Annotated in this window: 25 protein-coding genes; 4 read left to right on the top strand and 21 right to left on the bottom strand. The window is 28.3% G+C overall.

The genetic code is table 11. The features are described 5' to 3' along the window. The first annotated feature begins 75 nt into the window (after positions 1-75). Positions 76-1,080, top strand: coding sequence for a bifunctional diaminohydroxyphosphoribosylaminopyrimidine deaminase/5-amino-6-(5-phosphoribosylamino)uracil reductase RibD (ribD, locus tag AELL_RS12675; RefSeq protein ID WP_118918297.1), 1,005 nt, complete (start codon positions 76-78; stop codon positions 1,078-1,080). Between the two features lie 11 nt (positions 1,081-1,091). Here ribD and efp read toward each other — a convergent pair whose 3' ends face one another. The 7 genes from efp to pheS all read right to left on the bottom strand — a co-directional run bounded on the left by efp (position 1,092) and on the right by pheS (position 10,430). Further along, positions 1,092-1,652: an elongation factor P gene (gene efp, locus AELL_RS12670; protein WP_118918296.1), complete on the bottom strand. Its 561-nt coding sequence runs from the start codon at positions 1,650-1,652 to the stop codon at positions 1,092-1,094. Between the two features lie 9 nt (positions 1,653-1,661). Beyond that, positions 1,662-3,245 carry a phosphoglycerate dehydrogenase gene (serA, locus tag AELL_RS12665; protein ID WP_118918295.1) on the bottom strand — a complete coding sequence of 528 codons (1,584 nt, stop codon included), beginning with the start codon at positions 3,243-3,245 and terminating at the stop codon, positions 1,662-1,664. Positions 3,246-3,258: 13 nt separating this feature from the next. Beyond that, the gene (locus tag AELL_RS12660; protein ID WP_118918294.1) at positions 3,259-4,911 is read right to left on the bottom strand and encodes a 30S ribosomal protein S1; all 1,653 of its coding nucleotides are present in this window, start codon (positions 4,909-4,911) and stop codon (positions 3,259-3,261) included. A 67-nt stretch (positions 4,912-4,978) separates the two neighbouring features. Continuing rightward, positions 4,979-5,815 (bottom strand): 4-hydroxy-3-methylbut-2-enyl diphosphate reductase, encoded by an 837-nt coding sequence (locus AELL_RS12655; protein WP_118918293.1) that lies wholly within the window; start codon positions 5,813-5,815, stop codon positions 4,979-4,981. Positions 5,816-5,823: 8 nt separating this feature from the next. Beyond that, positions 5,824-7,104, bottom strand: a complete 1,281-nt coding sequence (gene aroA / locus AELL_RS12650) for a 3-phosphoshikimate 1-carboxyvinyltransferase (protein WP_118918292.1) — start codon at positions 7,102-7,104, stop codon at positions 5,824-5,826. A gap of 15 nt (positions 7,105-7,119) precedes the next feature. Next, positions 7,120-9,441, bottom strand: a complete 2,322-nt coding sequence (pheT, locus tag AELL_RS12645) for a phenylalanine--tRNA ligase subunit beta (protein ID WP_118918291.1) — start codon at positions 9,439-9,441, stop codon at positions 7,120-7,122. After that, positions 9,438-10,430: a phenylalanine--tRNA ligase subunit alpha gene (pheS, locus tag AELL_RS12640; protein WP_118918290.1), complete on the bottom strand. Its 993-nt coding sequence runs from the start codon at positions 10,428-10,430 to the stop codon at positions 9,438-9,440. The genes pheT and pheS overlap by 4 nt, the downstream gene beginning before the upstream one ends. Positions 10,431-10,560: 130 nt before the next feature. Here pheS and AELL_RS12635 point away from each other — a divergent pair, with 130 nt between their 5' ends. Beyond that, positions 10,561-10,905 (top strand): histidine triad nucleotide-binding protein, encoded by a 345-nt coding sequence (locus AELL_RS12635; protein WP_118918289.1) that lies wholly within the window; start codon positions 10,561-10,563, stop codon positions 10,903-10,905. Positions 10,906-10,914: 9 nt separating this feature from the next. Here the strand turns inward: AELL_RS12635 and accA are convergent, their stop codons facing one another. The 8 genes from accA to AELL_RS12595 all read right to left on the bottom strand — a co-directional run bounded on the left by accA (position 10,915) and on the right by AELL_RS12595 (position 17,612). Then, on the bottom strand, positions 10,915-11,853 hold the full coding sequence (accA, locus tag AELL_RS12630; protein ID WP_118918288.1) for an acetyl-CoA carboxylase carboxyl transferase subunit alpha: 939 nt from the start codon (positions 11,851-11,853) through the stop codon (positions 10,915-10,917). A 66-nt stretch (positions 11,854-11,919) separates the two neighbouring features. Next, on the bottom strand, positions 11,920-13,179 hold the full coding sequence (locus AELL_RS12625; RefSeq protein ID WP_118918287.1) for a beta-ketoacyl-ACP synthase II: 1,260 nt from the start codon (positions 13,177-13,179) through the stop codon (positions 11,920-11,922). Positions 13,180-13,286: 107 nt separating this feature from the next. Then, positions 13,287-13,517: an acyl carrier protein gene (acpP, locus tag AELL_RS12620; RefSeq protein WP_004510944.1), complete on the bottom strand. Its 231-nt coding sequence runs from the start codon at positions 13,515-13,517 to the stop codon at positions 13,287-13,289. Between the two features lie 93 nt (positions 13,518-13,610). Next, positions 13,611-14,354: a 3-oxoacyl-ACP reductase FabG gene (gene fabG / locus AELL_RS12615; RefSeq protein ID WP_118918286.1), complete on the bottom strand. Its 744-nt coding sequence runs from the start codon at positions 14,352-14,354 to the stop codon at positions 13,611-13,613. A gap of 71 nt (positions 14,355-14,425) precedes the next feature. After that, positions 14,426-15,190 carry a 7-carboxy-7-deazaguanine synthase QueE gene (locus AELL_RS12610; RefSeq protein WP_118918285.1) on the bottom strand — a complete coding sequence of 255 codons (765 nt, stop codon included), beginning with the start codon at positions 15,188-15,190 and terminating at the stop codon, positions 14,426-14,428. Further along, the gene (locus AELL_RS12605; protein WP_118918284.1) at positions 15,183-15,716 is read right to left on the bottom strand and encodes a 6-carboxytetrahydropterin synthase; all 534 of its coding nucleotides are present in this window, start codon (positions 15,714-15,716) and stop codon (positions 15,183-15,185) included. Before AELL_RS12605 ends, AELL_RS12610 begins: the two co-directional genes overlap by 8 nt. Further along, a complete protein-coding gene (gene queC, locus AELL_RS12600; RefSeq protein WP_118918283.1) occupies positions 15,716-16,396 on the bottom strand; it encodes a 7-cyano-7-deazaguanine synthase QueC in 681 nt (226 codons plus the stop codon). Before queC ends, AELL_RS12605 begins: the two co-directional genes overlap by 1 nt. After that, a complete protein-coding gene (locus tag AELL_RS12595; protein ID WP_118918282.1) occupies positions 16,389-17,612 on the bottom strand; it encodes a molybdopterin molybdotransferase MoeA in 1,224 nt (407 codons plus the stop codon). The genes queC and AELL_RS12595 overlap by 8 nt, the downstream gene beginning before the upstream one ends. Positions 17,613-17,694: 82 nt before the next feature. Between AELL_RS12595 and AELL_RS12590 the strand changes: the two genes are divergently transcribed. Together AELL_RS12590 and AELL_RS12585 are read left to right on the top strand one after the other, a co-directional pair. Continuing rightward, positions 17,695-18,099, top strand: coding sequence for a hypothetical protein (locus tag AELL_RS12590; protein WP_118918281.1), 405 nt, complete (start codon positions 17,695-17,697; stop codon positions 18,097-18,099). After that, positions 18,099-18,770 carry a 16S rRNA (uracil(1498)-N(3))-methyltransferase gene (locus AELL_RS12585; protein ID WP_118918280.1) on the top strand — a complete coding sequence of 224 codons (672 nt, stop codon included), beginning with the start codon at positions 18,099-18,101 and terminating at the stop codon, positions 18,768-18,770. The genes AELL_RS12590 and AELL_RS12585 overlap by 1 nt, the downstream gene beginning before the upstream one ends. Positions 18,771-18,805: 35 nt before the next feature. On the opposite strand, the gene AELL_RS12580 is transcribed toward AELL_RS12585, so the two are convergent. The 6 genes from AELL_RS12580 to argB all read right to left on the bottom strand — a co-directional run bounded on the left by AELL_RS12580 (position 18,806) and on the right by argB (position 24,439). Next, entirely contained in the window at positions 18,806-19,201 is a 396-nt protein-coding gene (locus AELL_RS12580) for a hypothetical protein (RefSeq protein ID WP_118918279.1), read from the bottom strand. A gap of 31 nt (positions 19,202-19,232) precedes the next feature. Continuing rightward, positions 19,233-20,117 carry a c-type cytochrome gene (locus tag AELL_RS12575; protein ID WP_118918278.1) on the bottom strand — a complete coding sequence of 295 codons (885 nt, stop codon included), beginning with the start codon at positions 20,115-20,117 and terminating at the stop codon, positions 19,233-19,235. Then, entirely contained in the window at positions 20,114-21,364 is a 1,251-nt protein-coding gene (locus AELL_RS12570; RefSeq protein WP_118918277.1) for a cytochrome b, read from the bottom strand. The genes AELL_RS12575 and AELL_RS12570 overlap by 4 nt, the downstream gene beginning before the upstream one ends. A gap of 10 nt (positions 21,365-21,374) precedes the next feature. Continuing rightward, positions 21,375-21,875 carry a Rieske 2Fe-2S domain-containing protein gene (locus AELL_RS12565; RefSeq protein WP_118918276.1) on the bottom strand — a complete coding sequence of 167 codons (501 nt, stop codon included), beginning with the start codon at positions 21,873-21,875 and terminating at the stop codon, positions 21,375-21,377. 159 nt (positions 21,876-22,034) lie between these two features. Further along, positions 22,035-23,516 (bottom strand): threonine synthase, encoded by a 1,482-nt coding sequence (gene thrC / locus AELL_RS12560; protein ID WP_118918275.1) that lies wholly within the window; start codon positions 23,514-23,516, stop codon positions 22,035-22,037. Between the two features lie 8 nt (positions 23,517-23,524). Continuing rightward, entirely contained in the window at positions 23,525-24,439 is a 915-nt protein-coding gene (gene argB / locus AELL_RS12555; protein WP_118918274.1) for an acetylglutamate kinase, read from the bottom strand. Positions 24,440-24,520 lie beyond the last annotated feature (81 nt).

Genomic DNA, 24,520 nt, shown 5'->3' with positions numbered 1-24,520 from the left:
TAATTTTTAACTACTAATTAAAACTACTTAATATATACTACTTTCCTAAAATTTATTAAAAAAGCGATTTATAAAATGAAAATAGATGATAATTTTTATATGAAATTAGCAATTGATGAAGCATGGAAATATCAACTTTTAACTTATCCAAATCCTGCTGTTGGTTGCGTAATTGTTAAAGATGGAAAATTACTTGCAATTGAAGCTCATAAAGAGGCTGGAATGCCACATGCAGAGATTAATGCACTAAAAGCTGCATATTTGAAAGTAAATCCAAATTCTGTAGTTAAAACAAAAAGTAGTTCAAGTGATATTCATGAATTTTTTTTAAAGAATCATAACGATTTTTTTAATGATTGTGATATATATGTAACATTAGAACCATGTAATCACATAGGTAAGACTCCATCTTGTGCTAATCTTCTAAAAGAGTTAAAACCAAAAAGAGTAATAATTAGTGTCAAAGATCCAAATAAAACTGCAGCAGGAGGCTTAGAAACATTAAAAAATGCAAATATTGATGTATCAGTTGGAATATTAGAAGAAGAAGGTTTAAACCTTCTTTTACCTTTTATTTCCTGGCAAAATAAAAGTTGTATTTTTTTCAAAATGGCACAAACTTTAAATGGAAGTATTGATGGTAAAATATCTGGGAATAGGGCATTGGCTTATGTTCATACTTTAAGAGATAAAATTGATTTACTTGTTATTGGTGGAAATAGTGTAAGAGTTGATAAACCAACCCTTGATGCAAGATATATTGCTGGCCGAGCTCCTGATGTTTTTATCTATAGCAAAAACAAAATATTTGATAATAATATCCCTTTATTTAGAATTCCTAATAGAAATGTAATTATTTCAGATGATTTGTTTAAATTACTTGATTATAAATTTGTTATGATAGAAGGTGTTTACACACTATTAGATAAATTAAAAGAGAGAATAGATTTTTTAATATTGATTGTAAATTCGAAGATAAAAAATGGTCAAAATGCTCTAAATGATATTGATATAAACTTTGAAATATTACATGAGAATTATATTGGAGAAGATAAGATTATGTTTCTAAAAAGAAAATAGTAGCAAAGCTACTATTTTACTTTTTCTAAGTATTCACCAGTTCTAGTGTCTACTTTGATAATATCACCTTCTAAGATATGGAAAGGAATTTGAACAACTGCACCTGATTCTAAAGTTGCAGGTTTTCTTCCACCTTGAGAATCACCTTTGAAGTTAGGTGGAGTTTCAACAATTTTTAATTCAACTACCATTGGTGGTTCAACTGTGATTGCTTTTCCATTAAAATACATCATATCACAAGTCATACCATCGATAATCCAATCAAATGCATCACCAACTTGCTCGTAAGTTAAACCTTCTTGCTCATAAGTTGTGTTATCCATAAATTGTAATAATTCACCATCATCATATAAAAATTGCATTTGTTTTTGTTGTAAATTTGGAACTTCACATTTATCACCAGCGTGGAAAGTTTTTTCAATAACTTTTCCATTTAAAAATGATTTGATTTTACATCTAACAAATGCAGCACCTTTTCCAGGTTTTACATGTTGATATTCTGTAATTTTGTAAGGAATTCCATCAACTTCGATTTTTAATCCTTTTTTTAATTCACTCATACCAATTGCCATATTCTCTCCTTATATTTCAGCGTAAGCAACTGCAATTGCAGCTTCTAAATTATCAAGTTTTTTAATTACTTCTGAACTTGGTTTTTCATCAAGAAGAATAACTGCTAATGCACCCTCTTTACCTCTTGATAATCTAAAGTCAGCAATATTTATTTTGTTATCACCTAAGATTTTTCCAACTTCACCAATAACACCAGGTACATCGTTGTTTCTCATGATAATCATTTTACCTTTTGGTTCAATGTCTAATTGGAAACCACTTAGTTCAACAATTCTTTGTACATCGTCATTAAATACAGTTCCAGAAATAGTTTTAACACCCGTTGGAGTTGTTATTTTGATTGTAACTTTATTTTGGTATCCACTTAAGTTAGATAATTCAGACATTGTTAATTCAATACCTTTTTCTTTTGCGATGAAGTTTGCATTAACGTAATTAACTTCACTTCCAGAACTTACAGCTAAAACACCAACTGTTGCAAAAGTTTGTAAAGAGTCTAAATATTCAGAGATTTTACCTTCTGCTGAGATATTGATAGATCTAATTTCACTTTTACTAATTTGAGCCAATAAAAATGCCATTTTTTGAGTTAATTCAATATATGGTTTTACAAATGAAGGAATTTTACTTTCATCAATTGGTAAATTTAAGGCATTTGGATATGCAATTCCTCTTGCTGATTCAATAGCATTATTTGCTGCTTGAATAGAAATCTCTTTTTGAGACTCTTTTGTATTTGCACCTAAGTGTGCAGTTACAGTTATATTTGGTAAATCTAGTAAAGGATTATTTGTTGCAGGTTCTTTTTTGAATACATCGATTCCAGCCATTGCAATTTTTCCAGATTTTAGGTTTTCATATAATGCATCTTCATTATATAATCCACCTCTAGCACAATTTATTAAAATTACACCATCTTTCATTTTTGCAATTTCATCAAAAGAAATCATATCAATAGTTTCTTTATTTTTTGGTGTGTGAATTGTAATAATATCACAAGCTAAAATGTCTTCGAAATTTGTTGTGTATTTGATACCTAAATCAGTTGCTTTAGTTGAAGGAATATATGGATCGTATGTAACTACATCCATTTCAAATGATTTAGCTCTTAATGCAACTCTATGTCCAATGTTACCAAAACCGATAACACCTAATTTTTTACCATAAAGTTCATTTCCATACCAATCTTCTCTTTTCCATACTCTATCATTTTTTAATTGATTGTGAGCATATGGGAATTTTCTCATACAAGATAACATATGTGTCATTGTTAATTCAACTGCTGCTATTGTGTTTGCAGTTGGAACATTCATTGCGATTATTCCTCTTTTACTACATCCATCAATATCAACATTATCGTATCCAACACCAGCTCTAATAAGTGCTTTTAAATTTGTTGCAGCATTTAAAAATTTTTCATCAACATCAGTTGAAGATCTAGTAATTGCCACATGAGCATCTTTAATAATATCTAATAGCTCTGTTTTATTTACGTCTGCTGCATATACGTAGTTTACATCTTCTGTATTTTGAAGAATTTGTAAACCAGCTTCATGTATATGATCACAAACTACAATTGTATGTTTACTCATTAAATAATTCCTATTATTTTATTTGATCTTTTAAAATATCACCTAAAGTCATAGATGAATCATCATTAACAGATTTTAAAACTTCTCTCTCTTGTTGTTGCTCTAATCTTTTTACTGATAATCTAACTCTATTTTTTTTAGTATCAATATTTACAATTACAGCTTCAATTTCATCACCATTTTTGATCTCTTCAGGTTTTAATGGTCCAAAATCTTCATTTCTGATTAATCCATCAAGATTATTTTCTAATTTAATGAACACACCGAAATCTTTAGTATCTTTTACTGTTCCTTTTACAATATCACCAAGTTTATATGTATCTTGGAATCTTTTTGCAGGAGAATCAGCTATTTCTTTGATTGATAATGAAATATTTTCTTTTTCTTTATCAATTTTGATGATTTTTACTTCAACATCATCACCTTTTTTAAACAGTGTTTTACATTTTGCGTTTGGTTCCCAAGAAGCTTCTTCATTGTGTAATAAACCATCAACTTCACCAATTGATACAAATGCACCAAAATCAGTTAAAGTAGCAATTCTACCTTTTATAACATCACCAACTTTGTGCTCATTAGTAAATTTAGTGAAAGGTTTTTCTTGTAAATTTTTTAAAGATACTCTTAATCTTTTTTGCTCAACATTTAATTCAATAACTTCAACATTGATTTCTTCACCGATTGTTAAAAGTTCTTTTGGATTTTTTAAGTTTTTATTCCATGAAATTTCAGAAATATGTAATAAACCTTCAATGTCATTTCCTAAATCAACGAATGCCCCATAAGATTCAAAATTAGAAACAGTAACAGTAATTGTATCACCAACTTCTAATTCATCTTTAATCTCTTCCCAAGGATTTGATAAAGCAGCTTTGATTGATAATGATAAGTGTTGTTTTGCTTTGTCATAAGATAAAACTACAACAGAAACTTCATCACCTTCGTTGTAATAATTTGCAGGATTTACAGGACCTTTGTAAGAGATTTCATTGTAGTTTACTAAACCATCAATTCCACCTAAATCTACAAACATTCCATAAGAAGTAATTTTTTTGATAATACCATTGATTGGTTCTTTATTATCTAAAATTTCAGTAACTTTGTTATCTTTTACAGCTTTTGATTCTTCAATTAATTTTTTTCTTGAAACAATAATTGAATTTTGAGCTTTATTAACTTTGATAACTTTAGCTTTTACAGTTTTTCCAATTGCACCTTGTGCTTTTAGGTAAGATTGTGCCATAGGCATGAAATATTCACAACCATCAGCATCTTCGATAATAAAACCACCTCTTTGTTTAACAGAAACGATTTTACCTTCAATAGTTACATCTTCAAAGTTTTCACCATGAGCTTTTACAAAAGCATCAAATTTTTCTTTTTGTAAAACTTTTTTGTGAGAAATACTTGGTCTTTCTCCTCTATTACCCATTAACATAACAGGGATTACATCACCAACTTTGTATTTTACTTCACCACCGATTGTAATTTCTGAAACAGATAATTGACCTTCAATTTTTTGACCAACATCAACTAAAACTCTTTCATTAGTAATTTCAACAATTACACCATCAACCACAGAATTATTTTCCGAATTCTCAAAAGACTCATTAAGCATTTGCTCAAAATCAAAGTCTTCACCTAAATCAATATCTTCGATACCCATTTTATTCCTTCATATTTACCAGTTTTATTAAATGGAACGATTATACAGAAAAAAGGCTTAAAAACTCTTAGTTAAATGATTTTATTTTGTTTACTACTTGTTGAATTATCCAGTCAGGCGTGCTTGCACCAGCAGTTATTCCACACAATTTTTTGTTTAAAAACCAATTTATATCTAGTTCATTTTCATTTTCTATTAGATATGAATCGGGACAATTTTCAATACAAATTGAGTGTAATTGTTTTGTATTTGATGAATTTTTACCACCAATTACAATCATAATATCAACTTCTTTTGATAGTTCTCTTGCTGCATCTTGATTCTCAAATGTAGCATCACAAATTGTGTTAAATACTCTAACTTCTTTATTTTTTAAAATTAAGGCATTTACAATTTCAAGATACTTTTCTTTCTTTTTTGTAGTTTGTGCAACGGTTGCAATTTTATTATTTTTAAAAGTGATTTTTTCTAAATCAGATGGTTCTAAAATAATATGTACATCATCTTGGTCTTCTCCATATGATTGTACACCTTTTACTTCAGGATGATCAGCATCTCCAAAAATAAGAATAGAGTACCCTTCACTTGACATTTTTTTAACTATTTGTTGAGGAGTAGTAACAAAAGGACAAGTTGCATTTATGACTTTTGCATTTAATTTTCTTAAATTTTTTAAATCATTTTTAGGAATACCATGTGTTCTGATGATTACTGTATCATTCTCTTTCACATCACTTAAATTTGTATATAAACCTACATTAAAATCATTTTTTAATCTATTTATTTCATCTTGATTATGAATTAGTGGTCCCATTGTTGCCGAATTCTTATAGTCTTCAGCAATTTTAATAGCTCTTTTTACACCAAAACAAAATCCATAATTTGATGCTAATTTAATTTCCATTATTTACCTTATTTATATAACGAGTCAACAATCTCTTTAAAATTTGGAAATGAAGTTTCTATACATTGAGTATCTTCAATATCCATATCACAATTTAATCCAGCAATTGAAAAGCTCATTGCAATTCTATGGTCTCCATGTGAATTTATTATAGCTTTTTTCATCGTTCCACCAACTATTTCGTAACCATCTTCAAACTCTGTATATTCAACACCACAAAGTTTAAGATTATTTACAACACTTGAGATTCTATCACTCTCTTTAACTCTTAATTCTTTTGCATTTGAAACTTTTGATTTTCCTTTTGCTAAACTCATAGCAATTGAAAGAGCAGGTAATTCATCAATTAACCAAGAGATATTTTCACTAACTTCTACACCATTTAATTCATTGTAAATTACTTCAATATCTCCAATTGGTTCATAAACATTCTCTTTTTCAATAAAGTTTACAATTACACCCATTCTTTTTAAAACTTCATAAGCTTCAACTCTTGTTGGATTTAATGTTACATTTTTTATTAGAACTCTTGAATCTGGAGTAATTGCAGCTGCAACAGCAAAGAAAAATGCTGAACTTGGATCGGTTGGGACTGTAATATTTAGAGGTTTTAAATGTCCAGTTAAAGGATGAATATTTATATATCCTTCACTATCATTTTCTAAAGTTGCACCCATACCTTTTAACATTCTTTCAGTATGATCACGTGTAAGTTCATTTTCTTTATATTTTGAAATTCCATTTGCTCTAAGAGCTGCAAGAATCATAGCTGATTTTACTTGTGCAGAATCAACAGGTGAATGATAAGTAAATGGTTGAAGTTCTTTTACTCCTCTAATAAATAAAGGAGCTTTATTTCCATTTTCTCTTCCATCAATTAAAGCACCAATACTTCTTAAAGGATCTGCAACTCTTTTCATAGGTCTATTTCTTAAGTATTTATCACCTGTTAGTGTAAATGCTCCATCAACACTTGCAAGTAAACCACAAAATAGTCTCATCGCAGTTCCAGAGTTTCCACAATCTAAAACATTAGATGGTTCAGTTAAAGTTTGTGTTGGAGTTATTTCAACATAACTTCCATCTCTTTTTATAATTGCTCCAAGTTGTTCAACAATACTCAAAGTATTTAAAGTATCTTCAGCCGTTAAATAATTTTTTATATATGAAGTTTGAGACGAAAAAAGTGAAAACATAGCACATCTGTGTGATATTGATTTATCACTTGCAATTGAATCTATTTCAATATTAAATGGTTTTACTAATTTTTTTATACTAAATTTTTCCACTTTTTCCCTTTTTTATTATCTTAAGCCAATTGATAATTTTTGATTTAATACATCAAGAATTGAATTCATTGTTGTTGTAATATCTTCTTCTTCCATTGTTTTTTCATCATTTTGTAAAACAAATCTAATTGTTAAACTTTCATTTTCACCTAATTTTTCATCATTATAAACATCAATTAAGTTGAATTGTTTAATATTTTTATTGTTTAATGAATCAATTGCTTTTTTAATCTCTTTGTATTCTAAAGATTTTGGAGCAATAATACTTAAATCTTTTTTTGATGATTGGAATTTCGAATATGATGTTGTTTTAATAATATCATTTTTAATTGCTTCAAAATCTATTTCAGCAATAAATGTATCACTTAAATCATAATCTTCACAAACACTTGGATGCAATTTTGAAATAAATCCAACAACTTTTCCATCAATTAAAACATTTGCATTTTGATATGGATGAATAAATTGATTATCAATTGTAGTCATCGCTTCTAAATCAAATTTACCAACTGTATTTAAAATCTTTTTAGCAAAAGAGAAAAAATCTATATTTTTTGGTTTTCCAGCATTTTGTATCTCTTCAAGTTCAAAAAAACCTGTTTGAATAAAAGATATTTTTTTACTCTCTTTTCTATTTTCATCAAAAATTGTACCAATTTCAAAAAATGCAGTTGATCTTGCCCCAATTTTGAAGTTATTTGCACATGCTTCAACTAAATTTAAAAGCATAGTTGTTCTATATGTATTTAACTCTTTTACAATAGGATTTATAAGTTCAAGTTCATCTTTTACAGTTTTAAATCCATATTTTTCAAGATTTTCTTTTGAAGCAAATACATAAGTTAATGTTTCAAAAAAACCGTTTTCAATTGCTTTAAATCTTAATTTATTTTTTTTGATTAAATCAATTGAAGTTTTATTTACTCTATTTACTTCATCTATTTCTAAAGGTTTTGAAATAATATTATCAATACCAATAATTCTTACTATCTCTTCTGTTACATCGGCAACATTTTTTATGTCATGTCTGTAGTATGGAATTTTTATTGCTAAAACATTATCAACAGTATCTTTTACTTCAAATCCTAATGAAATAAGAATTCTTTCAATCTCAATTTTAGGAATTTCTTGACCAATTATCGAATTGATTTTTTTTGTACTAACATCTAAAGTTAATTTTTCTTTATCTTCTATAAATGTTTCACTTCCTCTATAAACTAAAGCACCAGATTTTGAAACTAAATTTGCTAGATAATCCATACCAAATTCTATATTTGGTTCACTTCCTCTTGAAGCTTTATAATACACATCTCCAGTTTTGATTTTTTTGTCAAAAACTTTTTTTGATATTAATTCAGGATTGATATAAGAAGCTTCAATTATAAAATCATTACCAATTAATTCAATATCTTTTTGCTCAACACAAATTTTACTTAATTGTTCCATTCCATAGATGTTGTCAAATCCATCTTCATCTTTTTTTACGTGTAAAATACTTAAATTGTTGTTTTTTAAAGTTTTCTCTTTTGAATAAGCATTTAAAATTACACCTGTTGAATGTGTAACATAAGTTAAAATATTTTTAATATCGTTATTGTCTTGATATTTTCCAATTATTGCTGTTCTATATTTTGTTAATACATTCAATTTGAAATTTTCAAAATTTACAGCTTTGAAAGATAAAGAAGCATCAACACAACTTTCACAATCTATTTCAAACACTTGACCAATTCCAAATTCATTATAATTAATTTGTTTATCAAGTTCTAATAATGGTAGAGAATAAAATGCACTTAATTCTCTTACTATTCCATAAATACTTAAACAATCACCTCTGTTTGCAGTTAATCCAATTTCAATTACTGAGTCATTTAATTTTGGGTACTCTTTTAACTCTTTACCTAAAACTAATTCACCAATAGAGTTATCTAAAACTAAAATTCCATCATTAAGTTTTGGAAGACCAAGTTCAGTTGATGAACAAATCATTCCGTTTGATTCAACACCTCTTAATTTTGCTTCTTTAATAATAAAATCATTTCCTAAATCACAACCAACAGTTGCAATTGGTACATATTGGTTTACATCAACATTTTTTGCACCACAAACAATTTGAACAACTTTATCACCTAAATCAACTTGACAAATGTTTAGTTTATCAGCTTCAGGGTGTTTAACTTTTTCTAATACTTTTCCAACAACAACTTTTGAAGGTACACAAAGATTTTCTACACTATCAACTTCAAGACCAATAGAGTTTAATGTTTTACAAATCTCTTCAACAGATATTTTTGAAATATCGATAAAATCTTCTAACCAATTTTTTGTAATAATCATTTGAATTGTCCTAATAGTCTTGTATCACTTTCAAACAGTGATCTTAAATCTCCAATATTATGAATTAGCATTGCAAATCTTTCAACACCTAATCCAAAAGCATATCCAGATTTATTTTCATATCCAACTGCTTTAAATACATTTTCATCAACAACACCACAACCTAGAACTTCAAGCCATCCTGTTTGTGAACAAACTCTACATCCATCACCTTTACAGAATACACATGAAATATCAACTTCAGCCGATGGTTCCGTAAATGGGAAAAATGAAGGTCTAAATCTAACTTCTACATCTCCAAACATATGTTGTAAAAATTCAACTAAAACATGTTTTAAGTTTGCAAACGAAACTTTATCAGCTTCATCAACAACCAAGGCTTCAATTTGATGAAACATTGGAGTATGTGTAATATCAAAATCTCTTCTAAATACAGTTCCTGGTGCAATCATTCTAATAGGAGTTTTTTGACTTAACATAGTTCTAATTTGAACAGGAGAAGTATGAGTTCTCAATAGAGTGTAATCTTTGTTATAAAATGTATCTTGCATATCTCTTGCTGGGTGATATTTAGGAAGATTTAATGCTTCAAAGTTATGAAAATCATCTTCTACTAATGGACCTTCTTCAACAGCAAAATTTAAGTTTTGGAAATATCTAATTATTCTATCCATTGTTTCAACAACTGGATGAGTTGCGCCACATGATAATTCATTATTAAATCTTGTTACATCAATTTTTTCATTTTCTAATTTTTCATTTAATGCAATTTTTTCTAAAACAATTTTTTTTGATTCTAAAGCTTCTGTTATTAAAGTTTTTTGTTTGTTTAAGTTTTCAGCAAAAGCTTTCTTTTCTTCATTTGGTACACTTTTCATTTTAGCAAATTCTAAAGTAAGTACACCTTTTTTCCCTAAAGTGTCAATTCTTAAATTTTCTAACTCTTCAAGTGATTCTGCATTGGTTATTTTTTCAATCCACTGTGTCACTTTTTCTCCCTATTTTTTTGAATAATTATCTGTATAAATAAACTATATAATTCTATGAAATTGCGATTATACATAAAGATTTATTAGAGTTTGGTTATAATAATTTACTAATTAAATTCAAGGAAAAATAATGTGTATATTCTGTAAGATTGTAAAAGGTGAAATACCAAATCAAACTATTTTAGAAGATGAAAATTTTTTAGCTTTTAATGATATAAATCCAACAAGAAAAATTCATGTTTTAATTATTCCAAAAGAACATTATGATTCATTTGATGTAATTCCTCCAAAAATTATGTCAGGAATGACTGAATTTATTCAAAAAGTTGCTTCAAAATTAAACGTAAGAGAAAGTGGTTATAGATTGATTACAAATATAGGAAATGATGGTGGACAAGAGGTCCATCATTTACATTTTCATTTAATAGGTGGGGAACCTGTTGGAAGATTGGTAAGAGATAGACAAGATATGTAATCTTGTCTATTATTTATCTTCGAAAGATCCTAAAGCCATAATTTTTTCATATTTCTTTTGAGCTCTTTGTGCTGGAGTTAATTTTTTTAACTCTTCTAAAGAAGTTAAAAAATACTCTTTTAATGCAAAAATAGCTTCTTCTTTTTGTCTATGTGCTCCAATTAAAGGCTCATTAATTACATCATCAATTAAATTTAATTCTTTTAAATTTTCAGCTGTAATTTTTAGTGCATTTGCAGCCGTTTCAACTTTTGATGGGTCGTTCCATAAAATTGCACTACATCCTTCAGGCGAAATAACAGCATAAACAGAGTATCTCATCATTGCAAGTTTATCAGCAACTGAGATAGCTAATGCTCCACCTGAACCACCTTCTCCAATTACAACAGAAATAGTAGGAGTTGTTAAATCAGCAAATTCGTATAGATTTTTCGCAATAGCTTCACTTTGATTTCTCTCTTCTGCTCCAATTCCTGGATATGCACCCGGAGTGTCAACTAACATTAAAATTGGTATTTGAAATTTATCTGCCATTTTAGCAGCTCTTAAAGCTTTTCTATATCCTTCAGGACTAGGCATTCCAAAATTTCTGTAAAGTTTATCTTTTGTCCCTCTACCTTTTTGTTCACCAATTACTAATACTTTTTGTGTTCCAATATAACCCAAATAACATACAATAGCATGATCATCTACATAATGTCTATCACCATGTATTTCATAAGAATTAGTTAATAATCCTGAAATATAATCAAGTGCATAAGGTCTATCTGGATGACGTGCAAGTTGAAGTTTTTGATAGTCACTTAAATTTTTAAAAGTTTTTTCTACTTCTTTTTCTAATTTTTTTTCTAAAATTTCTACTGCATGTTCATCAGCTTTTGTTTTAGCTATTATAATATCTTCTTCAATCTTTTTGATTTTATCTTCAAATTCTAGGTAAGCTGCCAAAGTTTTTCCTTAAAAAAAAAAGAGCTAATTTTTAATTAGCTCTTTAATAGTTAGGTTAGTTTTAAATTATTTTATATACTTTCTGAAAATAACTGAACCGTTTGTTCCACCAAAACCAAAATTATTACTCATTACAGTTGTTAATTCTACTTTTCTTGCAACATTTGGAACTATATCTAAATCACAATCAGGATCTTGATTTTCTACGTTAATTGTTGGAGGAATAATTCCTTCTTCTAATGCTTTAATAGCCATAATAGCTTCAATTGCACCAGCTGCTCCTAAGCAGTGACCAATTTGTCCTTTAGTTGAAGAAACAGGAGGACAATTTTCTTTTCCACCAAATGCCTCTTTAATTGCAGCAGTTTCATTTTTATCTCCAACAGGAGTAGAAGTACCATGAGTATTGATATAATCGATTTTTGGATATTCACCAGTTATATTCTTAGCCATTTCAAAAGCTGCTTTCATAGCTCTTAATGGACCATCAGTAACCGGAGACGTAATGTGATTTGCATCTCCAGATTCTCCAAAACCAATAATTTCACAATAGATTTTAGCACCTCTTGCTAAAGCTATTTCTAAATCTTCAACTACAAGTGCACCGGCACCTTCTCCCATTACAAAACCATCTCTATCCATATCAAATGGTCTAGAAGATTTTTTTGGATCATCATTTCTTGTTGATAGTGCTTTCATTGCTGCAAATCCACCAACTCCAGCTCCACAAATAGCTGATTCAGCTCCTACTACAAGAATTCTATCTGCACCATTTAACATAATTGTTTTTACAGCATCATTTAAAGCATGAGTTGAAGCAGCACAAGCTGTTACATGAGATAAAGATGGACCTTTTAAATTATGTTCAATTGAAATAAATCCACTTAGCATATTTGCTAAAGATGAAGGAATAAAAAATGGTGAAATTTTTCTTGAACCTTTTGTTTCACAAACTACTGAATTCTTTTCAATAGTCGATAATCCACCAATTCCAGAACCTGAAATAATTCCAAATCTATCAGCAATTGATGCATCAACTTTTTTACTTTCTTCTGTAATATATCCCGAATCTACCATTGCTTCAAGAGCTGCTTTAATACCTAATTGAATAAATCTATCCGCTTTTTTTACTTCTTTTTTATCCATAACTGTTGTTGGATCAAAATCTTTTACTTCTCCAGCAATTTGTACTGAAAAATCACTTGCATCAAATAGTGTTATAGTATCAATACCACAAACACCGTTCACAACAGCTTCAAAAGAATCTTTTACGTTATGTCCTGTAGAATTTATAGTACCTATACCTGTTACAACAACTCTTCTCATTAAATATGCTCCATGTTAATTATTTGAATTATTCAATTTTTTTACAAAAAACTCAATAGTTTAAATATATAAATAGAAGATTTTCTCTTCTATTTACAGCGTATAAATTACGCGTTATTTTCGATGTATTTTATAGCATCAGCAACAGTTAAGATTTTTTCAGCATCTTCATCTGGGATTTCAATGTCAAATTTCTCTTCTAAAGCCATTACAAGTTCAACTACATCTAGTGAATCAGCACCTAAATCTTCAATGAATTTTGAATCTTCTTTTACTTCTGCTGGATCACAATCTAATTGCTCAACAACTACTGCTTTTACATCATCTAATAATGCCATATTTATTTCCTTTTATAAAATTATCTTTGTATTATACCAAAAAAGTTTTTAAAAACTCTTTTAAATTATATATTTAAACTTTTTAAGACTATATTAAACGTATAATCCACCATTAACTTTTAATATTTCACCTGTAATATATGAAGCATGATCACTCAATAAAAATGCTACTGCATCAGCGATTTCACTAGGTTTACCAAATCTTGAAAGAGGAATGTTTTTTTCATATTCTGCTTTAACTTCTTCTTTTAATTCATGAGTCATATCAGTTTGAATAAATCCAGGAGTTACGGCATTGTATCTAATTCCTCTTGATGCTGCTTCTTTTGCAAAAGATTTAGTCATTGCATTTAACCCACCTTTTGAAGCTGAATAATTAGTTTGACCAGGATTTCCCATTTCTCCTACAATTGAAGAAATATTAACAACTGAACCAAATCTTTTTTTACCCATAACTTTTAAAGATTCTCTACATCCAATAAATGCAGAAGTTAAATTTGCATTAATTACATCATTAAAATCAGCAACACTCATTCTTAATGCTAATTTATCTTTTGTAATCCCCGCATTATTAACTAAATAAGATAATTCTCCATCAGCATCTACAATTGTTTTAATTGCATTTGAAAATTCTTCTTCATTTGTTACGTCAGCTTTGATGATAGCAGCTTTTCCACCAGCTTTTTCAATTTCTTCTTTGATAGCTTCAGCTGCTTCAGCTCCACTTCTATAATTTATCCAAACTTTTAGTCCAAAATTTGCAAGTGTTTTTGCAATTTCTGCACCAATTCCTCTACTTGCACCTGTAACTAATACATTAGAACCTGAAAATTTCATTTTTTTCCTTTTTAATTTACATTAATTGTATATTATAGCAACACTTTTATAAATAATGTATTTGACTATATTTAAACGCCTCTTTTGTTGTTCCAAACTCTTATATGTAATCTATCACAATATTTAAAACCATTTTTTATTGCCATATTAATTACATCTTCACAATTTTTATTGATTTCATCTGCTGTATCTCCAAGAGGCATAAGATAAACTTCAGATTTTGGGATATCTTTTAAAATTTCATTTATTTCTTCATTTGCATTTTCTAAGAAATCTTTTCCTATTACAAATTTTAAATAAGACTCTTTTGTATTTGTCAAAATTTTTGTTAGTGTTTCTTTATTTATTCTCTTTTTTGATGGTTCCAAAGAATTGCTTAGTTTTACACTCATTGAAAATAAAATATTTTTTTGATAATCAAATTCAAAATTTAGATTTAAAGAAGCATTAGTTTCAATAGTTACCTTATGCCCATCATTAATATAATGTTCTAATAGTTTTTGGAATTCAATTTTATTCCAATACAATAAAGGTTCACCACCAGTTATTACTATATCAATCTTATAATTATTTGGATAGCTTGATAATAAATCATCTACTTCTTTTACTATTTCATCATAAGATTTATATTTTGTCCATGTATCTTTGAATTCAGTATCAACAGCAAAATATGAATCACAAGCACATTTTTTAATCCCACTTGGTGTTTCATATTCAACTTGAAAACCTTCACATTTAAAATTACATTTTCCAAATCGAATAAAAATTGAGGGAGTTCCTACAAGTTTTCCTTCCCCTTGGATTGTAGGTCCAAATATTTCATTTATTTCAAGCATAAAAAGTACTTTTACTTTTGGGAGTTTCTAAAAATTCAACATGTGAAACTTTTATATTTAATTTATCCATCTTTTTTTGAACAATTTTTAAAAACCAAGCTGATAAATTTTCACTTGTTGGTACAAAATCTACTAAAACATAACCTTCGTATAATTCTTTTATATGAACTTCATCATCTTTGAATTTTGTTAAGTCTACTAAATAATAGTTCTCTTCAAATTTTATTAGTTCATCTTTATTAATATGAGGAAGTAAGGTGTTAAATAATGGGTCGTTTAAATCTAAAATAAATTTATGGTCAAGTACATCATCAATAAATTGTTTAAACCAATTTAGATGTTTGAAATCTGTAACCATTCCATCTTTTAGTTCACTTGCTTCTAAATAAACTAAAATTTTTCCTTGATGACCATGTAAATGTCTGCATTTTAAACAACCATCAAGGGAAAATTCTGTGTTTAAAGTTTGTGACCAAACTCTATGTCCATAACAAAATTCAAACTCTTTTGATATTTTCCAATGCATTATGAAGCCTTATAAGAAATTGGGTCTTTAAGACCTGCAATTTTAAAACCATTTAATCTTAATCTACAAGAATCACAAACTCCACAAGCTTCATTTTCTTCTTTATAACATGACCATGTATGTTCAAGTGGTACATTTAATTTTATTGCTTCTTGTACGATTTGTGCTTTTGTTAGATGAACTAAAGGCGTGATTATATCAATATGAGTATCTTCTTTTGTTCCTTGATTTATAGCTTTTTTCATTTTATCTATAAACTCATCTGTACAATCAGGATAACCTGAACTATCTTCTTGAACAACTCCAATGTACATAGCACTTGCTCCTTCTTTTTCAGCAATAGCAGCTGTAATTGAAAGAAAAATTCCATTTCTAAATGGAACATAAGTTATAGGAACTCCAGCTTCAATTCCACCTGTTGGGACATCTATTGTTTTATCTGTTAATGCACTTGCACCAATTTGTGTAAAAAAAGGAATATCAATTTCATATTTTTCTAAAATCTTTAAATCTTCACAAATGTCTCTAAATGCTTTTAATTCTCTATCTTGTGTTCTTTGTCCATAATTAAAATGAACAGCAATTATTTCATATCCATCATTTTTTGCTATATATGAAGCTAATGTTGAGTCCATTCCTCCACTTAGAATACATATTGCTTTTTTTGTTGAATTATTCATGTGTAAAAAAATCCTTATTTGTATTGCTAAAAAATTTCCAGTTTATTGGTAGAATTTTTATAAAATTATCTTTTTTTATATTTTCAACTTTATCTGTAATTACAATCATAGAGTTGCATGAAGCTAGTGTTGATACCATACCTGGAGATCTTTTTTGTGATATATCAAAATATTCCCCATCAAAATAACCTGGAATAATTGTATCTCTTCCTTTTTTTGTTTTAAAATCATCTTTCATTTTTCCATAAATAAAATTATGAAATATATCTTTTGAACCTATAAGTTTTTGAATTAAAACTCTTCCAAAAAGTTCAAATATTAAGGCTGATGCAAGAGGATTTCCTGGAAGATTTAAGATATAAGAGTCTTTAATTTTCCCAAAAATAGTTGGTTTACCTGGTTTTATTTGAATACCTTCAAAAATAGTTTCAAAATTTAATTCTTTAAAAGCATCTTTTGTAAAATCAGCATCTCCAACAGAAACTCCACCTGAAGTAATTATTAAATCCGCATCAAGTGAATTTAAAATTAGCTCTTTTATAGCTTCAATTGTATCTTTTGCTTGTCCAATAAAAGTAACCTCACAACCTAACTCTTTTGCTCTTGCTAGAAAAGTAGGAGTGTTTGAATTATAAATTTGATAATCTTCTATTTTTTCATAATGAAGTTTTAACTCTTCTCCACTTGCAAAAACTACAATTTTAGGTCTTTTATAAACTTTAATATGTGAAATTCCTTGACTAGCAAGCAGAGTTATTTTAGAAAAATTAATTTCTTCACCTATTTTGACTAAAACTTCATCTTTTTTTATATCTTCACCAATATATCTGATATGTTGAAATTTATTAACTTTTTGTATAATTTTTATTTTATTGTCATTTAGTTCTTCTGTATCTTCTTTTGGAATAATAGCAGTTGCATTTTGAGGGATTCTAGCACCAGTCATAATTTTTATACAACTATTTTTTTCTAAAAGTTTTGTATTATTATCTCCTGCAAAAATTGTATCAATAATTTTTAATTCTTCATCTTTGTCTTCAAATATAATTGCATAACCATCCATAGCAGAATTGTCAAATTTAGGTAAATAACTATTTGCAACAATCTCTTTAGCACAAATTCTATTTAGACAATTTTCAATGGGTAGAATTTCATATTTTAAATTTGTTTTTATATTTGTAATTATATCTAATGCAGTATTAACTGAAATAGCCATATTATCCCTTCTTTAGTTAAAATAAAAACTTATGACAAGTTAGATATAATACCAAAATTTTTTAAAAGTGAGATAAACAAGTATGGAATTAATGCAAAGTGCAATTCAAACACACGTATATACAATATATTTTTTCTTAGCAATTATGTTATTTAATTTATATTCAGTTACAAAAGAAAAAAATTTTATTGTTTTAGCAAAACGATTAAAATTTATGACACCTTTATATCATTTAACAAATGCAATTGTTATTTATACAGGAACAATAGTTGCTTTTTATGCACAAACATTTAGTTTAACAATTGCTTTAATGATTCCTGCTTCAATTTTTTTATTAGTAATTGAAATAAAAAGATATAAAAAAATGAGAGTTATTAAACATGATCAAATTGAACTACAAAATGAATTTTTTATTTATGCAAAAAAGATTTATACAATTGAAATTTCTGTAATTGTAGTTGTTTATATTATTAGTAAGGTGTTTTAATGCAATTTACTTATGATGAATTTTGTGGTAGTGATATTTTAGAAATTAAAGATGAAGTTTATAATTATCTAATAAAAGCAAGACGTCATAAAATAGATGATGAAATATATTTTAGAAATTTAAAAGATGAAAATATCTATTTATATAAACTTTCGTTTATTGATAAAAAAAAGGCACTTTTAAATTTATTATCAAAAGAAGAAAAGATTTTAGTGAATGAAAAAAAATTACACATCGGTTGGTGTGTAATTGATCCAAAAACTGTTGAAAAATATATAACTTCTTTAAATGAAATGGGAGTTGATAAAATTACTTTTATTTACAGTGATTTTTCACAAAAAAATTTTAAAATAAATATTGATAAATTACAAAAGATTTTGATTAATTCTTCATGTCAATGTGGAAGAAGTGATATTATAAAACTTGAAATTTCAAAAAATTTAGAACAATTCGTAAAAGAGAATGAGAATGTTTATTTTTTAGATTTTTCAAATACTTCAATTACAGATAAAAAAGATGAGATAAAAACTTTAGTTATTGGTTGTGAAGGTGGTTTTTCACAAAAAGAGAGAGAAAAATTTAATAAAGATTTTGTTGTTGGATTTGATTCTAATTTGATTCTTCGTTCAGAAACAGCTGTAATATCAGCTTGTTCAAAAATCATTTTATAAAAGAAGATAAATTTAATTTATCTTCTTTAAAATTATTACCAGTTTCTAACTATTGAGTGACAGCTAGAACATGCATTTAACATATCAGAGTAAGCATTAGCTGCATTTACATACGATTTAGTATCTAAATTAAGTTCTAATACGTTGATATCTAATGCAATTCTTTTTGAAGCATTTTCAGCAACATTTGCCATATGTTTTTTATTTTCTGGTAAATATTGAGAGATAACTTTTTTATCAGAGAAAAGGCTATTTCCCTCTTTTACAAGTTCAGTACCTTGTTTTATTAATTCAAGATTGTTATTTAAAAAACCTTGTTGAATTTGAGTCATACCTTTTTCCATGATTGACATAGATTTTTGCATAACATCATTTGCATTTGCAGCAGCAACAAATAAAGATGCAGCTACTAGAATTTTTACTAATTTCATTTAATTTCTCCTATTATAAAAAGAGATGTTCTTAATGAACATCTCTCCATTTACTTGCTTTCCATAAGAATGCAAAGATTGCAAAAATCACTAGATAGATTAAGAATTTAGGTCCTAATTCTTCTCTTTGAGCTTTTTTAGAATCACCAATTTCTTCTAAATATGCAACAACTTGAGCTTGAGATTCTTCAGATAATCCAACTCTAGGCATTGCAGTTCCTTCAAGTTGTTTTTGAGGATTATTAACAAAAGTTTCTAAATACTCGTGACCTCTTGATCTAATATATTGAGATAAATCAGGAGGTAATTTACCCATATATTTTTTAATTTCAGCATCTGGTGTAAATGCTGCCATTGTTCCTTTTTGCATATCTGCATATTTAATACCATGACATCTTTGACAAGCATCAATAAATACTTCTTTATTAGTCATTTCTTTAGGAGCAATTGATTTTAAGAAAGCAACCATATCAGCAATTTCTTGTGGTTGCATCCAGTCATAACCTGGCATTGGATGAACTCTACCATCAACAAATTTATGTTCAACCTTAGCTGCTTTTGCTGGATTTTTAATAAATGCAGCTAAATAATCTTCATTATAAAGTTTTCCAGCACTACTTAAATCAGGAGGTGTAACCCCATAAGCAGCAGCTGAACTCGCATTATCCATAACTTGTGGGAAACCTTTAGCTTCAATTGAGTGACAAGCTGTACAATTTGAAGTAACTAAAGTTTCACCATTTGCAGCATCACCTTTTAGTGCTTTAATATCTTTTACGTCTTCTTGCACATCAGAAAATTTGAAATCTGCAGGTGCAACGTGAGGATGCATTTGTGAGTGAGCAAAAGGCTCAACTCCCCAGTAAGTAATAAGTGTTAATACTATTACTACTGCTAAAATTTTTAATTCTCTCATAGTGATCCCCTTCTTTTCGCATCAATTTTTGTAATAATTGGAAGTACAATGAATAATAAAATAAATGCAACAGCTGCAAAGAATCCTACCCATGCATTTGTACCTGTTGGAGGTAATTTTCCATAAACTGTTAATACAATTAAGTCAATCATTAATATCCAGAACCATACAAAGAATCCAGGTCTTTTGTGTGCTGGTAAAATTTTTGGATCTCTATCTAACCATGGTAATACTAAGAAAATAACGTTTGCAAATGCAAATGCTATAAGACCAATATCAAATGCTTTAAATCCAGCAATATCAAAGAAGAAACCTCTTAATACTTCATATGACCATAAGAAATACCATTCAGGATAGATGTGTGCTGGTGTAACCATCGCATCTGCTGGGTCAAAGTTAACTGGATCCATTGCAAAGTTATAATGGAAGAATACTAAATAGAAGTAGAAAATTAAGAATACACCTAATACAGCTAAATCTTTAGAAATAAACACTGGCCAGAAAGGAATAACTTTTGACTCTTTTTTATTTCCACTTAAATATTTTTCAGCTTCAGCATCAAAATCAAATTCATCAGAAGATTGGTTGTTAACGTGAGGAATTCTTAATGTATAGAAGTGTAAACCAATAATTCCCATAATAGTAATTGGTAATAAGAATACGTGTAACATAAAGAATCTTGTTAATGTAGCATCAGCAACGTTAAAATCCCCTCTAATCCAAACTACAAGTGCATCTCCAATAACAGGAACTCCACCAAATAAGTTTGTAATAACCATTGCAGCCCAGTAAGACATTTGTCCCCATGGTAACATATATCCAGAGAATCCAGCAGCAGAGAATGTCATGAATAATAACATACCTGAAATCCAAATCATTTCTCTTCCTTGTTTATAAGAACCATAATAAATTCCTGTAAACATATGAATATAAATAATTAAGAAAACAACAGAAGCTGCAACACCGTGCATATGTCTAAATAACCAACCAAATGCAACTTCTTGCATGATTGTATAGTTAACAGAATCAAACGCTAAATTTACATCAGGTTTGTAATACATCATTAAGAATAAACCAGAGATTACTAGAATACCAAAAGTAGTAGCTAATAATACACCCATTGCCCATAAGAAGTTAATATCTTTTGGAATCCAATATTCAGTCATCATAACTTTGTTGAATGTAGTTAGATTTAATCTTTGGTCTAACCATTCACCAACAGAGTTAGCTTTTTCAAATTTTGCCATTCATAACTCCTTAAGCTTTTAATGTTGCAGCGATAGCTTTGTATTCAGGACCTTCTTCACCTAATACGATAGAAGTTCCTTTTACACTAAATGGAGGTAAATCAAGTGGTCTTGGAGGTGGTCCAAAAACTTGTTTTCCACTTGGATTGAATTCTCCACCATGACATGCACATTTCCATTTGTCTTTTTTCCAAGCTGGAATACAACCAAGGTGTGTACAAAGTCCTATAGCAACAGTAAATCTATCAGATCCTATTACTAAATCCCTTTCACTATTTTCCATTTCCGCAGTTTTTTTCAAGATAAAGATTGGTTTTCCTCTCCAAGTAAAAGTTTCTGGTTCACCAGCTTTTACAGTAGATAGGTCAATTTCTGTAAATCCACCAGCAAGAACGCTTGGAAGTGGATCCCATACTTGCTTCATACCAACAAGCGACGCGGCACCACCAACTGCAGCAACTGCAGCAAATGAGTAACCAATAAAATCTCGTCTATTTGTTTCTTTAGACATATTTGGCTTCCTTTTTTTAAGTTTAGAATTTGGGTATTATATTACGCAATTACTTAAAATGTATTGATTTAAGTCATGGAAGCTAGTTTTTATAGTGTTTTTTGTGAAAAATTTACACACTGTAAGATAAGTGTTTTTTGAGATTATTATTAGAAAATCTTATGATTTTCTAATAAAATTTACTATTTCAGATTCAATATCTTCTTTATTAATAACTAAAGAATGATTTATTTTTGCAGAGAATAAATCTTTAATACTTTGAGGTAAATTAGCATTGTATTTTGTTGAGATTTCTTCTAAAGCCTCTTTATCAGCATATTTTGTTGAGTTTTCATTTAAAGCATTTAATACTGTTGGAGAAAATTTTGTCCATTCAGCAGTTGAATAAATAACTGTTTTTAAAGGTTTCTCTTTTAACTCTTTATAGGCTTTTATACAAGTTGCAGTGTGTGGATCCATTAAATATCCTGAGTCTAAAAACTCTTTAATTGTGCTTGTACCAAAAGTATCATCAGAATAAATGGCTGAAAAGTATTTTTTCAGTTCATTTGTTTCATTTTCACTCATTTTGAAGATTTTTTTCTCATTTAAATCTTCCATTAACTCTTTAGTTCTTTTTGCACCAAATAAAGAGTAGATAACTCTTTCAATATTTGAAGATTTTAAAATATCCATTGCAGGAGATTTTGTAAGCTTCAATTCTTTATCTCTAATATCGTAAACGCCTGTATTTATCCACTCTGTTAAGATATTATTTTCATTTGAAGCAACTAAAAGTTTTTCTATTGGAACACCCATATTTAGTGCATAAAATGCTCCAAGAACATTTCCAAAGTTTCCACTTGGAACAACTAAATAGATTTTTTCACCAAATTTAATTTCATTTTGTTTTAAAAGTTGGATATATGACCAGAAATGATAAATTATTTGAAAAATAATTCTTCCAAAGTTTACTGAATTTGCAGCACTAAGTTTTATATTATCTTTTTCTAACTCTTCTTTAAATGTTTTAGAAGCAAGTAGATTTTTAAGTGCATTTTGTGCATCATCAAAATTTCCTTTAATTCCTAAAACTTTTAAATTTTTTCCATCTTCACAAACCATTTGTAATCTTTGAACATCAGAAGTTCCACCATCTGGATATAAACAAACTACTTGAATATTTTCTTTATTTTTAAAAGTATTAAGTGCAGCTGGTCCTGTGTCACCTGAAGTTGCAGCAAGAATCAAATATTTTTCATCTCTTTTTTTTGCAATTGAACTTAAAATCGAACCAAAAGGTTGTAACGCCATATCTTTAAAAGCTCGCGTTGGTCCATGGTATTGTTCATGAACAAATAAATCATCTTTTACACGTACTACTGGGCAAGGATTTGAAGTATCATCAAAATTGTCATATAAATCTAAAGCTTTTTTAATTTCACTCTCTTCAATATCAATTTCAAAAGCTTTTAAAATATCATAAGCTAATTGTTTGTAAGTTGAATTTATGTGATTTTGTAAAAAATTTTCTTCTAGTTTTGGTAATTCTTTTGGTACATATAATCCACCAAAAGAAGTACTTGGATTTAATATCGCTTCGCTAAATGGAACTTCGATAGGTTTAATTCCATCGTTTCCTCTTGTTTCTATAAAATTCATAATATTCCTTAATTCTCTAATAATTTCTCTAAGTCAATACCATTATTTGGATTGTCTTTTCTAATAAATTGTGTTCCAATTCCATCACTTGTAAATAACTCTAATAAAATTGAGTGTTCAACTCTTCCATCAATAATATGAGCTTTGTTTACACCATTTTCAATCGCATCAATACAAGAATCAACTTTTGGAATCATACCACCAGCAATTGTTCCATCTTTCTTATAATTTTCAACACTTTGTTTATCTAAAGTTTGAATTAGATTTTTTTCTTTATCTAAAACTCCAATAGTATCTGTTAAAAATAGAACTTTTTGTGCTCCAATTGCAACAGCAATTTCACAAGCTGCAATATCTGCATTTATATTAAATCCTGGATGATTTGGTTCAGCACTATCTGCAATTGGTGCAATAACTGGAATAAATCCCTCTTTGATTAGATTATTTATCATTGTTCCATTTACTTTTGTAATTTCACCTGTGTATCCAAATTTTCCACCATCTTTTGGAACGGCATTTATGATACTTGAATCTTTTCCTGAAATTCCAATAGCTTTTGCCCCATGATGATTTAATAAAGAAGTGATATTTTTATTGATTTCTCCACTTAATACCATCTCAACAACTCTCATACTATCTTCGCAAGTAACTCTATGTCCATCAACAAATGAAGAAGGAATATTTAACTTTGTTAAAAGTTCAGTAATTCTTGCTCCTCCTCCATGTACGATTACAGGTTTGATACCTAATAATGAAAGAAAAACTATGTCTTGTGCAAATTTTTCTTTTAAATCTGGACTAGTTTGTGCAGAACCACCGTATTTGATAACTATAGTTTTTCCAAAAAATTTTTTTATATATGGAATTGCATCAAGTAGTGTTTGAACTTTTTGTTCTTTTGAAAATGGATAATCAGTTTGCATATTTACAATCCTATGTAATTTTTAAAGCAAGATTATATCTAAAAGTATCTTATTAACTAAAATGAAATAGTTACTTTAGTA

It is taken from the genome of Arcobacter ellisii (assembly GCF_003544915.1).
Taxonomy (GTDB): Bacteria; Campylobacterota; Campylobacteria; order Campylobacterales; family Arcobacteraceae; genus Aliarcobacter; species Aliarcobacter ellisii.
Note: the sequence above shows the minus strand (reverse complement) of the source record. Positions and strands in the feature narration are given on the sequence as shown.

Coding starts and splice junctions, on each gene's coding strand:
- AELL_RS12590 (WP_118918281.1), top strand. CDS start 17,695: ATGGAATTAATGCAAAGTGCAATTCAAACACACGTATATACAATATAT.
- AELL_RS12605 (WP_118918284.1), bottom strand. CDS start 15,716: ATGCATTGGAAAATATCAAAAGAGTTTGAATTTTGTTATGGACATAGA.
- AELL_RS12565 (WP_118918276.1), bottom strand. CDS start 21,875: ATGTCTAAAGAAACAAATAGACGAGATTTTATTGGTTACTCATTTGCT.
- AELL_RS12610 (WP_118918285.1), bottom strand. CDS start 15,190: ATGCTTGAAATAAATGAAATATTTGGACCTACAATCCAAGGGGAAGGA.
- argB (WP_118918274.1), bottom strand. CDS start 24,439: ATGCAAACTGATTATCCATTTTCAAAAGAACAAAAAGTTCAAACACTA.
- fabG (WP_118918286.1), bottom strand. CDS start 14,354: ATGAAATTTTCAGGTTCTAATGTATTAGTTACAGGTGCAAGTAGAGGA.
- AELL_RS12660 (WP_118918294.1), bottom strand. CDS start 4,911: ATGGGTATCGAAGATATTGATTTAGGTGAAGACTTTGATTTTGAGCAA.
- pheT (WP_118918291.1), bottom strand. CDS start 9,441: ATGATTATTACAAAAAATTGGTTAGAAGATTTTATCGATATTTCAAAA.
- AELL_RS12635 (WP_118918289.1), top strand. CDS start 10,561: ATGTGTATATTCTGTAAGATTGTAAAAGGTGAAATACCAAATCAAACT.
- AELL_RS12655 (WP_118918293.1), bottom strand. CDS start 5,815: ATGGAAATTAAATTAGCATCAAATTATGGATTTTGTTTTGGTGTAAAA.
- AELL_RS12570 (WP_118918277.1), bottom strand. CDS start 21,364: ATGGCAAAATTTGAAAAAGCTAACTCTGTTGGTGAATGGTTAGACCAA.
- AELL_RS12595 (WP_118918282.1), bottom strand. CDS start 17,612: ATGGCTATTTCAGTTAATACTGCATTAGATATAATTACAAATATAAAA.
- AELL_RS12580 (WP_118918279.1), bottom strand. CDS start 19,201: ATGAAATTAGTAAAAATTCTAGTAGCTGCATCTTTATTTGTTGCTGCT.
- queC (WP_118918283.1), bottom strand. CDS start 16,396: ATGAATAATTCAACAAAAAAAGCAATATGTATTCTAAGTGGAGGAATG.
- serA (WP_118918295.1), bottom strand. CDS start 3,245: ATGAGTAAACATACAATTGTAGTTTGTGATCATATACATGAAGCTGGT.
- AELL_RS12585 (WP_118918280.1), top strand. CDS start 18,099: ATGCAATTTACTTATGATGAATTTTGTGGTAGTGATATTTTAGAAATT.
- ribD (WP_118918297.1), top strand. CDS start 76: ATGAAAATAGATGATAATTTTTATATGAAATTAGCAATTGATGAAGCA.
- AELL_RS12575 (WP_118918278.1), bottom strand. CDS start 20,117: ATGAGAGAATTAAAAATTTTAGCAGTAGTAATAGTATTAACACTTATT.
- efp (WP_118918296.1), bottom strand. CDS start 1,652: ATGGCAATTGGTATGAGTGAATTAAAAAAAGGATTAAAAATCGAAGTT.
- acpP (WP_004510944.1), bottom strand. CDS start 13,517: ATGGCATTATTAGATGATGTAAAAGCAGTAGTTGTTGAGCAATTAGAT.
- thrC (WP_118918275.1), bottom strand. CDS start 23,516: ATGAATTTTATAGAAACAAGAGGAAACGATGGAATTAAACCTATCGAA.
- AELL_RS12625 (WP_118918287.1), bottom strand. CDS start 13,179: ATGAGAAGAGTTGTTGTAACAGGTATAGGTACTATAAATTCTACAGGA.